Here is a 13470-nt window from a genome sequence, read left to right as displayed (position 1 = left end):
AGTGCCTGAAACTTTATTCCTTGCGCAATAGCGAGGCGGACATCCTTCACCCTGAGAAAAGAGATGAAATATATTCAAACATCTGTAGTCACATTATTTCTCCTGAGCGGATGTAATAATGAAGATATATCGGCACCGACACTTCCCCTCCCGGAAGTGGGGATCACGACATTAGCCAGCCAGCCTGTTTCTGTTATTAGCGAACTTACCGGGCGAACCGCGGCCGCAATGAGCGCAGAAGTTCGCCCTCAGGTCACCGGTATTATCCAGAAGCGGTTGTTTAATGAAGGGGATAACGTTAAAGCTGGCCAGCCGCTTTACCAGATTGATCCTGCCAGCTTCCAGGCCACTTACAACGAAGCCGCCGCGTCACTAAAACAGGCGCAGGCGCTGGTCGTTGCCGATTGCCAGAAAGCCCACCGCTATGGGCAATTAGTGAAAGAAAACGGTGTCTCCCGGCAGGATGCCGACGATGCGCAGTCCACCTGCAATCAGGACAAGGCCAGCGTGGAATCGAAAAAAGCCACGCTGGAAAGTGCGCGCATCAACCTCAACTGGACAACGGTCACTTCGCCTATCGCCGGGCGAATCGGGATATCCTCCGTTACGCCGGGCGCGCTAGTTTCGGCCGAGCAGGAAAGCGCCCTGGCCACCGTTCGCGGGTTAGGCACGATTTATGTGGACCTTACCCGCTCCAGCGTAGATTTACTGCGCCTGCGCAAGCAAACGCTGGCGACAAACGCCGACACGCTCAGCGTCTCTTTGCTGCTGGAGGATGGCAGTACTTATTCACAAAAAGGGCGCCTCGCGCTGACGGAGGTGGCTGTCGACGAATCCACTGGTTCTGTCACCCTGCGAGCAGTTTTCGCCAATCCTCAGCAGCAGCTTCTGCCCGGCATGTTTGTTCACGCCCGGGTGGATGAAGGCATCATGAATGAGGCCATTCTTGCCCCGCAGCAGGGCATTACCCGCGATGCGAAAGGCAATGCCACGGCGCTGGTTGTTAATGCTGAAAACAAAGTTGAGCAGCTGACGCTGGAAACCGGCGCTACCTATGGCGATAAATGGCTGGTGCTCAGTGGCCTGAGCAACGGCGACCGCCTGATCGTTGAAGGTACCGGGAAAATCAGCGCCGGGCAGCAGGTTACCCCCGTTGAAATAGCCAAAGAAGGAGGTAAAGCCTGATGTTCTCCACCTTCTTCGTTCGTCGCCCGGTTTTTGCCTGGGTCATTGCGATTCTTATTATGCTGGCCGGGGTGCTCGCGATTCGCACCCTGCCCGTCGCCCAGTATCCCGATGTGGCGCCTCCCGCCATAAAAATCTCAGCCACCTACACTGGTGCTTCGGCCGAAACGCTGGAAAACAGCGTGACTCAGGTCATTGAGCAGCAACTGACCGGACTGGATAACCTGCTCTATTTCAGCTCCACCAGCAGCTCTGACGGCTCCGTCAGCATTACCGTGACCTTTGAACAAGGCACCGACCCCGATACTGCACAGGTTCAGGTACAAAACAAAGTGCAGCAGGCCGAGTCCCGCCTGCCGAGCGAAGTCCAGCAGACTGGCGTGACGGTGGTGAAATCCCAAAGCAGCTTCCTGATGATCATGGGTGTCTATGATGAACAGGATAAAGCCAACAGCTCGGATATCGCCGACTGGCTGGTCAGCAACGTTCAGGACCCAATGGCTCGCCTGACCGGTGTCGGCAGCCTGCAGGTCTTCGGCGCAGAGTATGCGATTCGTATCTGGATGGATCCGGCCAAACTGGCGTCTTACGCGCTGATGCCGTCGGATATTCAAACGGCAATAGAAGCGCAAAACATTCAGGTTTCCGCCGGTAAAATTGGTGCCCTTCCCGCCTCAGATGCTCAGCAGCTCACCGCGACGGTTCGCGCGCAGTCACGGCTACAAACCGTAGAGCAGTTCCAGAATATCATCGTGAAGAGCCAGGCTAACGGGGCAACTATTCGTATTGCCGACGTGGCCCGGGTTGAAATGGGCAGCGAGGAATATAACTCCATCGCAAAACTGAACGGCCACCCGGCAGCAGGGATTGCCGTCATGCTTGCGCCCGGCGCGAATGCGCTGGACACCACCACGCAAGTGAAAGAGAAAATCGCCGAGTTCGAGCGCAGCATGCCGAAGGGCTACAAAATTGCCTTCCCCAAAGACAGCACCGAATTCATCAAAATCTCCATTGAGGATGTGATCCAAACGCTGTTTGAAGCCATTCTGCTGGTGGTCTTCGTGATGTATCTCTTTTTGCAGAACGTGCGTGCCACGCTGATTCCTGCGCTGGCGGTACCGGTCGTACTGCTGGGGACTTTTGGCGTGCTGGCCCTGTTCGGCTATTCCATTAACACGCTGACGCTGTTTGCCATGGTACTGGCCATCTGTCTGTTGGTGGACGACGCCATTGTGGTGGTGGAAAACGTGGAACGTATCATGCGCGACGAAGGGCTTCCGGCGCGCGAAGCCACAGAAAAATCCATGGGGGAAATCTCCGGCGCCCTGATAGCCATCGCCTTAGTGCTGTCCGCGGTCTTTCTGCCGATGGCGTTTTTTGGCGGCTCAACGGGGGTTATTTATCGCCAGTTCTCAGTCACCATTATCTCCTCCATGGTCCTGTCGGTGGTGGTTGCCCTGACGCTAACGCCAGCGCTTTGCGGCAGCATTCTGCAGCACACTACATCCCATAAACGCGGGTTTTTCGCTGGTTTTAACCGCCTGTACCGCACCACCGAGCGTGGCTATAAACGCCGCGTAATAGACACTCTCCGTCATTACGCCACCGTCATGCTGGCTTACGTTGCCATCTGCGGTGCGATGGGCCTGGTAATGTGGAAACTGCCGGGGAGCTTCCTGCCCGTCGAGGATCAGGGGCAGATCATGGTGCAGTGGACCTTACCTCCAGGCGCCACTGCCGTGCGCACGGCGGAAATCAACCGCACCGTCACCGACTGGTTCCTGACCAAAGAAAAAGACAATACCAACGTCATTTTCACCGTCGATGGTTTTAGCTTCAGCGGCAACGGGCAAAACACCGGCATGGCTTTTGTGTCGCTCAAAAACTGGTCAGAACGTGAAGGGGAAGAGAATACGGCCCAGGCTATCGCCCTGCGGGCCACGAAAGAGCTCAATACGCTGCGCGATGCCTCGCTGTTTGCCATGATCCCGCCGTCCGTTGACGGGCTGGGCAGGAGCAACGGTTTTACCTTTGAGCTGCTTGCCAATGGTGGAACCGACCGTGACGCGCTGTTTGCCCTGCGCAACCAGCTTATTGGCAAAGCGAATCAGGACCCGGGCCTGCAGGCCGTTCGTGCCAACGATCTGCCGCAAATGCCGCAGCTCCAGGTGGATATCGACAGTAATAAAGCCGTTTCATTAGGACTTTCGCTCAGCGAGGTTTCCTCCACGCTCTCCAGCGCCTGGGGCGGGACTTACGTGAACGATTTTATCGACCGTGGCCGCGTGAAAAAGGTCTATATCCAGGGCGAAAGCGATACCCGGGCGGCACCTTCCGACCTCGGAAAATGGTTCGTGCGCAGTGAAAACCAAAGCATGACGCCTTTCTCCGCGTTCGCCACCACTCGCTGGCAGTATGGCCCCGAAAACCTGGTGCGCTACAACGGCTCGGTTGCCTTTGAGATTCAGGGGGAAAACGCCGCCGGATACAGCTCCGGCACAGCAATGGAAAAAATGGAGGCGCTGGCAAATAGCCTGCCGGAAGGCACAAGTTGGGCATGGAGCGGGCTTTCCCTGCAGGAAAAATTGGCCAGCGGCCAGGCGCTCAGCCTCTATGCGGTCTCTATTCTCGTCGTGTTCTTATGCCTGGCCGCTCTCTATGAAAGCTGGTCCGTGCCACTGTCGGTGATTCTGGTGATCCCTTTAGGGCTGCTTGGCGCTGCGCTTGCCGCTTGGATGCGTGACTTAAGTAACGACATTTATTTCCAGGTCGCGCTGCTTACCACGATTGGGTTGTCGTCTAAAAACGCCATTTTGATTGTGGAATACGCCGAAGCTGCAGTAAATGAAGGTTACTCGCTAAGTCATGCTGCTCTGCATGCGGCGCAAACGCGCCTGCGCCCCATTATCATGACGTCTCTGGCGTTTGTCGCCGGGGTCACACCGCTGGCGGTTGCCACCGGGGCGGGCGCAAACAGTCGTATCGCCATCGGGACAGGTATTGTGGGCGGCACGCTGACCGCTACCCTGCTCGCGATTTTCTTTGTTCCTCTCTTCTTTGTCCTGGTGAAACGCCTGTTTGCCGGTCAACGTCGTGCGAAGGGGTAAACCATGATTCGTCTTTCCATTATCCTGCTGACGCGGCTCAGCACCGGCTGCGTTTCGCTGGATCCTGATTATGAGCGCCCTGCGGCACCTATTCCCGCTACGTTGCCGGGTACGCAGGGTGAATCTCGCGCGGTAGTAGGCCACTGGCAGCAGGTGGTTAAAGATGCTCGCCTGCAACAGGTGGTGGGCATGGGGCTGAACAGCAATCGTGATGTACAAAAAGCGATTGCCGATATTGAAGCCGCCAGAGCCCAATACGGCGTGCAGCGTGCGTCACTGTTTCCCACGCTCAACGCGGAGTTAAGCTCCACTCGCAGCAGCACCACAGAAAGCGGGCTGACCTCCAGTGCTCAGGCCGACGGCGCGGTGACCAGCTTTGAGCTTGATTTGTTTGGTCGTAACCAAAGCCTTTCCCGCGCAGCCAGAGAAACCTGGCTTGCCAGCGAGTTTACCGCGCAAAATACTCGCCTGACGCTGGTGGCCGAGCTAACGACAGCGTGGATCACATTAGCGGCCGATAACAGCAATCTTGAGCTGGCGCAGCAAACGATGTCCAGTGCGGAAGCCTCGCTGAAGATAGTGCAAAAACAACAGCAGGTTGGTACTGCGGCCGCAACGGATGTTTCATCAGCCCTCAGCGTTTACCAGCAGGCGCGAGCCAGCGTGGCCAATTATCAAACGCTGGTCTGCAGGATAAGAACTCCATCAATCTGCTGGCGGGCAGCAGCGTGCCGCAGTCATTACTGCCCGGTACGCTGGAAAGCCTGCATGAAAACACAATCACCTTAGTGCCCGCGGGAGTTTCGTCCTCTGTACTGCTTGCGAGGCCGGATATCCAGGAAGCCGAACACAATCTGAAGGTCGCCTACGCCAACATCGGTGCGGCCAGGGCCAGCTTCTTTCCCTCAATCTCGTTAACCGCCAGCGCGGGGGTGGGTAGCGACTCGCTTTCCTCGTTGTTTAACCACGGGATGCAGGTCTGGTCATTTTCACCGTCGATCTCGCTGCCGCTGTTTACCGGCGGTAGCAATCTGTCGCAACTGCGCTATGCCGAAGCAGAGAAGAAGGGGCTGATCGCGAGTTACGAAAAAACTATTCAGAGCGCGTTTAAAGACGTTTCGGATGCTTTAGTTCGTCGCTCGACGCTAAACGAAGAGCTGGATGCCCAGCGTCAATATGTGGCAGCCGAGCAGCAAACGTTTGATCTGGCGATGAAGCGCTACCAGGCAGGCATCGGTGATTATCTGACGGCCTTAACGGCGCAGCGCACGCTGTGGAGCGCGAGCCAGTCGCTTATTTCACTGCAACAAACGGAACTGGAGAACCGCATTACGCTCTGGCAATCGCTTGGAGGCAACGCCAGTTAGCACGATGATTGACCCTCTCCCGCCCACAGGGATTAGTCGGGCGGGAGCTTTTTTCGACGAATTTGCCTTAAAACCACCCCAACCGCTCACACCTTAACCGAACGCGGCATAATCCATAAATTAGGCTTGACCGAAGAGGGCTGACTCCCTATAGTAGCGCCCCGTTGCCCACCTAAGGTGTGCAGCAAAACAATATGGTGAGGTGTCCGAGTGGCTGAAGGAGCACGCCTGGAAAGTGTGTATACGGCAACGTATCGAGGGTTCGAATCCCTCCCTCACCGCCATATTTAAAGAAGAGCTCGCATGCAAATGCGGGCTTTTTTTTTCGCATGCTGCACACGATCCAAAGCTATTTCTTACGCTGATATTTCTCCGGCAGCGGCGGAACCGGCCGGCGATCGTCCATCAAATGAAGCACGGTCAGAATCGGATGATGGAACAGCATTCGGGGACCACTCCAGCGCATCACCTGCTTCATCTCTTCACGTTTTGCGGGCTGATAGCAGTGGATGGGGCATTGCTTGCAGGCAGGTTTTTCTTCGCCAAAAGCGCAGCGATCCAGCCTTTTGGCTGCGTAGTCATATAGCCGTAAGTAGTGGTCTGGATCGGGGCTGGCAGCAGGTTTTTTGCGCTCGTACAAAGCGAGCATTTTAGCGATGGTTTGCTTTTCGCGCTGGATACGTTTTCCGTACATGACTGTACCTGGTCGACCGGTCAAACGTCCGGCCAATGATTGTCGATAAGATGCAATTATAATACACCTTACCGACAATGGACCGAAGCACGAATAAGGGTTAGAGGTCGCGGAAAGTGCCTAACCGGTAGCCTCTTTCGGCTATAGCATACTTCAGCGCGGCGGAGGTCAGCACTTCCATCTCCTCCAGGCGCGGGTAGCAGTAGTTGCTTTTCAGGATTGTGTTATCCACAAATGACGGGTGGCACATCACCTCCAGCGAGGCTTCCTCTCGCTGCGCCGAGGCATCCAGGCACTCCAGCAGCAGGCTTTCAGAAATAGCGTCACCGTAAAACTCGCTGCTAAATCCTTGCGTACTTCTCACGCCAGCCAGTGAAATGTTGTCCCGGGCTGCGGCATCACGATCGACACGCAGCGGGATCCCTTTCTCGCTGGCAAACGCCGCAACGATGGGGAAAATTTCCGGGATCATATGTACGTGGTGGTGGCTATCGAGATGGGTCGGCTCAATACCAAAAATATCGATAAAGCGCAGATACTGACTTTCAAGCTCACGCTTGATCTCGTCCAGGTCCAGTTGCCCCTGCTCCGCCATCTCCCAAATCCATTTACCCAGTACGCCTGTTTTACGAGTCAGAACCGGCATGTCGCTCAACGGCTGCCCCAGCGTCAGCACAAAGTGCATGCCAACCCCCAGTCCCGGATAACGAGCGCACAGCCCGGCGGCGTGTTTAATGGCTTCTGCGTTAACCATCGCGGTGGTTGACGTCACCACGCCGTGGTGAAACGCTTCGATAATGCCGTAGTTTTGCGCCTTACTCAGGCCAAAGTCATCGGCATTGATAATCAGTAAGCGATCCATAGCATCCCTCTTGAGTGGCCCTCCCCGTCCGGGGAGGGCAAGACATTAAGCCAGTTTTTCGATAGCTTTCGCAAAGTTTGGCAGATGGGCTTTATGGGCAAGCAGCATCTCTTTGGCAATCACTTCCGCATCCTTGTCAGAGTGGATTAGCGGGCTCAGGTTCAGCGCCAGCAGCACGTCGTTGAACTCACCGCTCAGTGCCGCCTGGCTCGCTGCCACTTCAAACCCTTTGATGGTATGAATCAGGCCCATCACTTTCTCGTCGAAGTGAGTCACGCGCGGGTGTGGCCTTGCACCGTCACGGCCAATGATACTGGTCGTCTCGATAGCCCAGTCCGTCGGGATATTGTCCACGTGGCCATGGTGCGGGATGTTCACGTAGTGCTCGGTCTGCTTATCATTGTAGATAGCGCTGATCACTTCGCATGCGGCGTCAGAGTAATAAGCCCCGCCGCGCAGCTCCAGCTCTTTCGGTTTCACGTCCAGGTTAGGATCTTTATACAGTTCGAACAGCTGTTTTTCGACCTTCTGCACCACGGAAGCGCGCGCGCCGCCTTTGTAGAACTCGCCCATTTCAATGGCAAGCATTTCTTTCTGCTTGAAGTAGTACAGCAGATAAGAGCACGGCAGCAGGTTCAGGGAACGAATCAGCCCTTCGCTGAACGGCATATCGAAGATGTTTTTCACCGAGTTCGCGCTCAGTTTACCGCTGGCTACGCCGTCCAGCAGTTCAGCAAAGCGGGATTCGCCGTTCACCAGCACATCTTTGATGAACACCATGTGGTTCAGACCGAAGAGATCGATGCCCAGATCATCTTCCGGCGTCAGTTTCAGTACGTCGGTAATAAACATCTTCATGCCAACAGGAATGTTGCACACGCCGATGAATTTTTTGAAGTTGGTGTGGCGGAATACTGCCTCGGTCACCATACCGGCCGGGTTAGTGAAGTTGATAACCCAGGCATCCGGGCAGATTTCCTGCACGTCTTTGATAATGTCGAAAATCACTGGAATGGTACGCAGGCCTTTGAACAGACCGCCCGCACCGTTGGTTTCCTGGCCAAGATAGCCGTGACTCAGCGGGATACGTTCATCCAGCTCACGTGCTTTCAACTGGCCCACACGCAGCTGAGTGGTCACGAAGTCCGCGTCTTTCAGCGCTTCACGGCGATCGAGGCTCTTATGTACCGTCATCGGCACGCCGGCATGCTCAATCATGCGCTGGCAAAGATTGAAAATAATATCCTGCTTTTCTTTACCGGCTTCGACATCCACCAGCCAAAGTTCGGTAATCGGTAATTCATGGTAGCGCTTAATAAAACCTTCAAGTAATTCTGGGGTATAGCTGCTGCCGCCACCGATAGTAACAACTTTTAATTTCTTAGTCATATAGGCTCCCGTACAGCGCCACGCGCCGTATTTAGAAAATTGAATAAGTTAATAAAAACGCAATATTGACCGTGGTCGTTAACCAGCAAATTAATTAATGCTGTACAATTTTTTCCGATAGCTATTGGGCGTAAAAGAGGTGACCTTCTTAAAGTTCTTAATAAACATACTGGGGCTGCTGTAGCCGGACTCGAAGGCAATATCGGTCACCGACGAGTTAGTAATCTCCAGCTGTTTCTTGGCAAAATTAATGCGGATTTCATTAATAATCTGCATCGGCGTTTTGCCATAATAACGCTGAGTGGCGCGCGTTAAATATTCCTGCGACTTACCCGAAAGCGCAACCATGTTTAATAAGGCTTTATCACCAAAACGCATTTTGTCGTGCATCCCTTCAACGGTGGATTTTAACCACAATGGAATATCATCCTGATTTTCCGACTCTCGATAATGGCGCAGTCGATTGACCACATAAAAGCTCACCATTTCGAGAAACTCGTTAAACTCCCCTTCGCGGAAATTAAACGAGGCAATCACCGACTCCATAAACGCCAGGAATTCATCCTTGATCTGGTAAACCTGTGAAGCCACCAGATGGGACGGCAGCAGCGGCATATAATGCTGTTCAAAAAACTGCTGACTGATCCCCACGTTAAATAACCGGGTCGCGCCAAACTCGTAGAAACTCTGATGATGGGAACCGACCGGAATAAAGACAAAATCGCCTCGTTCCATCAACACGCGCTTACCGTTAATTTCCTGATAGTAGCGCCCGGTTAACACGATAGTGAATTCGTAGTAGTCATGCTGGTGCAGCCCGCTCACGCTCTCTTCTTTGGTGTAGATAAACGCATGGAAACACTTGCCGTTAAACAGCTGGCTTTCACGAACAATGTTAATTTCCATATTGTCTATCTCTGGCTGCATATACTGACCTGCTACTTGTCCATTTTCTCATGTAATTCAATCAACTCGGTGACCAGCTCACGAGCCAGCATCGAAGTCATCAGGTGGTCCTGCGCGTGTACCAGCACCAGGCTCACTTTAGTTTTGCCTTCGCCCTGGTCGCCTTCAATCAGCTTAGTCTGCACCAGGTGTGCTTCGTTCAGCGCGGTACGAGACTGGTCCATCATCTCTTTGGCCCCGGCGAAGTCACCCAGCTTGGCCTTTTTCAGCGCGCCGTAAGCCAGGCTACGGGCCTGACCAGAGTTGATGATTAAGCCCATCACCACTTCTTCGAGATCGTCCACTTCTACTTCAGTTTCAACAACGTTATCTAAATCAAACATAAGAGTGCTCCCCGGATTCTGAAAACGGGGGAGGCATTCCCTCCCCCGGCTGAACTTAGAATTTCAGTGCGTTAGCGATATCTTCTTCGCTTTCTTCTTCTTCAATAACCGCCTGTGCCTTGTTGGACAGGATAACGAACGGCATGTACACCAGCGTTGCAACACCCAGGTTGAACAGCGCCACCAGCAGAGCAGCGACGCTGCCGTTACTGTTGAAGAAGGCGCCCAGGCCGGTAGGCATGGTCCACGGTGCCAGGTTGGTGACCGGCGGGATAATGCCCATGGAGTAAGCAATCAGGGTGATTGCGGCCAGAATCGGCTGTACAGCTACGAACGGGATGAACATCACCGGGTTCATGATGATCGGCAGACCAAACAGAATCGGTTCGTTAATCTGGAAGATGCCTGACGGCAGCGCCAGCTTAGCCACCTGACGGTGATCGGCGCGGCGAGAGGCGATGAAGATAGCGATAATCAGACCCAGCGTCGCACCAGAACCCCCCAGCAGGATGTAGGAGTCGAGCATTGGTTTCGCCCAGAAGTGGAACTGTTTGCCCGCTTCGATAGCGGCTTCTACAGAACCGTACTGCTGGTACAGCGCGACGTTTTCCAGCGCCCATGGGGTCATGATGCCGTTATCCAGAGCGGTAAGCGCCAGAGAACCGTGAACACCGAAGAACCACAGCAGGGAGTTGAAAATCACGTATGCCCAGCCAACCACGCTACCCATTGACGCCAGCGGAGTCGAAATGGAGTCCATGATGATCTGGTGGAAGTTGCTGCCGTAGTGAGACAGCGCCCAGGAGATGATCCCGAAGATAGACAGAATCAGGAAGCCTGGAATTAACGCCGAGAACGAACGGGACACCGAGGCTGGTACGCTATCAGGCAAGGTTATAACCCAGTTCCGGCGAACCACGAAGGTGAACAATTCCGCGACAACCAGACCGATAATCATACCGGAAATAATGTTCTGACCGCCTAACCAGTTAGCACCCACGGCATAGGCTTCGCCCACGCTGTATGGCGTCACGGTCATAAAGGCTGCGACGGATAATAAGCCCGCTGCCAAAGGATCGACCTTTCTTTCTTCAGCCAATGCCATGCCAATGAAAAAAGGCGCCATCAGCGACATTATGCCCAACGTACCGTTGTACACATTGCCGCCGATAGCTTTAAACCCATTCAGGGTTTCAATGGTCTCGGGGTCTAAACGGATGCCTAACGAGTAGAAGAATGATCCTGCGCCGAAGCTCAGAAATACGTTGTTGATCAGAACAAACATTGCCCCGGTTAGGGTTAACGGCATTAATTTAATAAAACCATTTTTAATGGCATTAACGTGAGGCTGCTTTCCTATTTTTACAGCAAAAGGCAGGAGAACCTTCTCAAGTGAATCAATGACTTTACTCATATTATAAATATCCTTGAAAGCCGTAATTACTTACGGCTGTAGGTGTAAGTCGCTCTTTGACGGAAAATTAAACAAAACAAGAATAAAAAATTAACTCTCGGCCGCTGCTTTCTTAATTGCTGCCACAGCCGCTTTCAACACACCCAGCCCATCGACTTTACCGTACAGAGCAGAATCGATAACTTCTACAGGCTTGGTGGGCAACAATTTCTTGATATCTGCCTGCATGTAGGCAATTTGTGGCCCGAGTAATACCAGGTCCGCATGTTTCCCTTTCTCGCTAGCCAAAGACTCAGAGAAAGCTTCAATTTCTACCGGAACTTCATACTTTTCGGCCTGCGCTCGCATTTTGGTCACTAACAGCGAGGTTGACATCCCAGCGGAGCAGAACAGGTAAATTTTTTTCTTTTGCATAAGTTGTTCCTCAAGTCTCAATACGCTGTAACGGACTTCCGTGGCGTATTGTTGCTGTTCCAAAGCGGGTTTGTGGAGAGAGACTATTGTCTCTGCTTGAGGAAAGTATACGGCATGGTTTCGAGAGAGAGATAATTCCCAGGTCTCACAAATTGTCTCTCCTTGACCTGGTGTTATGACCCCCTTCACAGTTTGGCCAAATAATTCGCGCAAATAAAAAAGCCCAAACCGAAGTTTGGGCTTTTGTCTAAATCGTTGAAGACCGTCAGTCGTAGGCGTTCAAGGTGCGCTGGCAGAGGGCCGAGCGCACACAATCCTGTTTACCAAAACGAACAACACCGACCATGTCATCCTCTTCAAAACGGCTCAGCGCGTCGCTTAAACCGGACGGCACGCCAGCGGGTAAGTCACACTGCGTGATATCGCCATTGACGATAACCGTCACGTTTTCCCCGAGGCGGGTGAGGAACATTTTCATTTGCGCTGCGGTGACATTCTGCGCCTCATCCAGAATAACCACGGCATTTTCGAAAGTACGTCCGCGCATATAGGCGAACGGCGCAATCTCAACCTTACCAATTTCAGGCCGCAGGCAATACTGCATAAAAGACGACCCTAAACGTCGCACCAGGATATCGTACACCGGGCGGAAATACGGGGCGAACTTCTCTGAAATATCACCGGGAAGGAAGCCGAGATCTTCATCGGCCTGCAGCACCGGACGGGTAACGATAATCCTGTCGACATCCTTATGTATCAGGGCCTCAGCGGCTTTCGCCGCGCTGATAAACGTCTTGCCACAGCCGGCTTCGCCGGTAGCAAATATCAGCTGCTTTTTCTCGATGGCATTAAGATAATGCGCCTGAGCTTCATTACGCGCTTCGATAGGTGAATGGTCGCGGCTGTCGCGCGCCATGCCTATAGATTCTACGCCGCTCATCTGCACAAGCGTGGTGACCGATTCCTCTTCACGCTGCCGGTGGCTACGTGAATCCCGTCTCAGCACACGTTTTGCTTCGCGACGAGCTTTGATCACAGCTTTCTGTCTTCCCATGGATGGCACCTTACAGTTGGTTTCATTTCCCGCGCCGTCTGAACAAGCGCGATTATGGCCACTAACGGATGAGGTTTGGCTTCCTTGTAAGCCATTAACTGCCGGTTGAGAGGGTGCGCTAAGCGAACGCGAAACGTTGCCTGACGCACCGTTAGGACGCTGATTTGACTCTGAATGGGGAAATTTAGCGGTAAAGATAGCGAAGCCGGAGGAGAGGCCTCCGCGCTGGGTAGTGCGGGTAAAGTGTTTAAGTAACCGTCCAGTACAGGACCCAACCATTCGCGATCTCCGTAGTGATTAAACGTCACAGCAGGGAACTACCGCTCATGCTTTAAGTACAACAAACATCACCCAAAATGCAACATAAATTTTACGTTTAGGTAACGTTTAATCGCAATCCGCTGCTGTGTACCCTTTTCGCACATCAATATTACAGAAATATATCAGCGGGATAGTCATAGGGAATTGTGATAAATAATCCGGCCGATGAATTGTTAGCAAATGAAAATCTACATAAACCACTCTCGAAAAGAACGGCTAAGGTTTCCCCTCAGTCACAATGTCGCTTCTGGATTTACCCTCACCCTAACCCTCTCCCTAAAAGGGAGAGCAGCTGTGTTTAAAGTCAAGGGTGGCGCTATGTCGTCACCCATTCTTTATTATCCCGAAGCATTGCATTCAGGATGGTCACCAGC

General features: G+C 53.2%; 11 protein-coding genes, 1 tRNA gene and 1 pseudogene. 5 read left to right on the top strand and 8 right to left on the bottom strand.

The window, feature by feature from the left end:
• Window positions 1-63 precede the first annotated feature (63 nt).
• The 4 genes and pseudogenes from B9Y90_RS14255 (at window position 64) to B9Y90_RS14240 (ending at window position 5943) form a co-directional block, all read left to right on the top strand.
• Window positions 64-1185, top strand: coding sequence for an efflux RND transporter periplasmic adaptor subunit (locus B9Y90_RS14255; RefSeq protein ID WP_085541617.1), 1122 nt, complete (start codon window positions 64-66; stop codon window positions 1183-1185).
• Window positions 1185-4292 (top strand): efflux RND transporter permease subunit, encoded by a 3108-nt coding sequence (locus B9Y90_RS14250; RefSeq protein WP_085541616.1) that lies wholly within the window; start codon window positions 1185-1187, stop codon window positions 4290-4292. The genes B9Y90_RS14255 and B9Y90_RS14250 overlap by 1 nt, the downstream gene beginning before the upstream one ends.
• 3 nt (window positions 4293-4295) lie before the next feature.
• Window positions 4296-5659 (top strand): annotated as a pseudogene (locus B9Y90_RS14245) (efflux transporter outer membrane subunit).
• Window positions 5660-5855: 196 nt separating this feature from the next.
• Window positions 5856-5943: transfer RNA gene (locus B9Y90_RS14240), tRNA-Ser, on the top strand.
• A 65-nt stretch (window positions 5944-6008) separates the two neighbouring features.
• Here B9Y90_RS14240 and B9Y90_RS14235 read toward each other — a convergent pair.
• From B9Y90_RS14235 to phoH, 8 genes are all read right to left on the bottom strand, one after another.
• Window positions 6009-6353: a nitrous oxide-stimulated promoter family protein gene (locus B9Y90_RS14235; protein WP_085541615.1), complete on the bottom strand. Its 345-nt coding sequence runs from the start codon at window positions 6351-6353 to the stop codon at window positions 6009-6011.
• 100 nt (window positions 6354-6453) lie between these two features.
• Complete coding sequence (gene chbG, locus B9Y90_RS14230; protein ID WP_085541614.1) at window positions 6454-7215, bottom strand: chitin disaccharide deacetylase; 762 nt, start codon at window positions 7213-7215, stop codon at window positions 6454-6456.
• A gap of 45 nt (window positions 7216-7260) precedes the next feature.
• The gene (locus B9Y90_RS14225; RefSeq protein ID WP_085541613.1) at window positions 7261-8604 is read right to left on the bottom strand and encodes a 6-phospho-beta-glucosidase; all 1344 of its coding nucleotides are present in this window, start codon (window positions 8602-8604) and stop codon (window positions 7261-7263) included.
• A gap of 90 nt (window positions 8605-8694) precedes the next feature.
• Window positions 8695-9531: a transcriptional regulator ChbR gene (chbR, locus tag B9Y90_RS14220; protein WP_034808027.1), complete on the bottom strand. Its 837-nt coding sequence runs from the start codon at window positions 9529-9531 to the stop codon at window positions 8695-8697.
• A gap of 11 nt (window positions 9532-9542) precedes the next feature.
• Window positions 9543-9893, bottom strand: coding sequence for a PTS N,N'-diacetylchitobiose transporter subunit IIA (gene chbA / locus B9Y90_RS14215; RefSeq protein WP_039291725.1), 351 nt, complete (start codon window positions 9891-9893; stop codon window positions 9543-9545).
• A 55-nt stretch (window positions 9894-9948) separates the two neighbouring features.
• Entirely contained in the window at window positions 9949-11307 is a 1359-nt protein-coding gene (gene chbC, locus B9Y90_RS14210; RefSeq protein WP_008455639.1) for a PTS N,N'-diacetylchitobiose transporter subunit IIC, read from the bottom strand.
• Between the two features lie 90 nt (window positions 11308-11397).
• Entirely contained in the window at window positions 11398-11721 is a 324-nt protein-coding gene (locus B9Y90_RS14205; protein ID WP_008455640.1) for a PTS sugar transporter subunit IIB, read from the bottom strand.
• 265 nt (window positions 11722-11986) lie between these two features.
• Window positions 11987-12775: a phosphate starvation-inducible protein PhoH gene (gene phoH, locus B9Y90_RS14200; protein ID WP_039291723.1), complete on the bottom strand. Its 789-nt coding sequence runs from the start codon at window positions 12773-12775 to the stop codon at window positions 11987-11989.
• A gap of 501 nt (window positions 12776-13276) precedes the next feature.
• Between phoH and B9Y90_RS27105 the strand changes: the two genes are divergently transcribed.
• Window positions 13277-13470, top strand: a 194-nt coding sequence (locus B9Y90_RS27105) for a hypothetical protein (RefSeq protein WP_217808984.1), incomplete at its 3' end; no start/stop codon positions are given.

Origin of the sequence: Cedecea sp. NFIX57, assembly GCF_900177785.1 — a bacterium.
GTDB lineage: Bacteria > Pseudomonadota > Gammaproteobacteria > Enterobacterales > Enterobacteriaceae > Cedecea > Cedecea neteri_C.
Note: the sequence above shows the minus strand (reverse complement) of the source record. Positions and strands in the feature narration are given on the sequence as shown.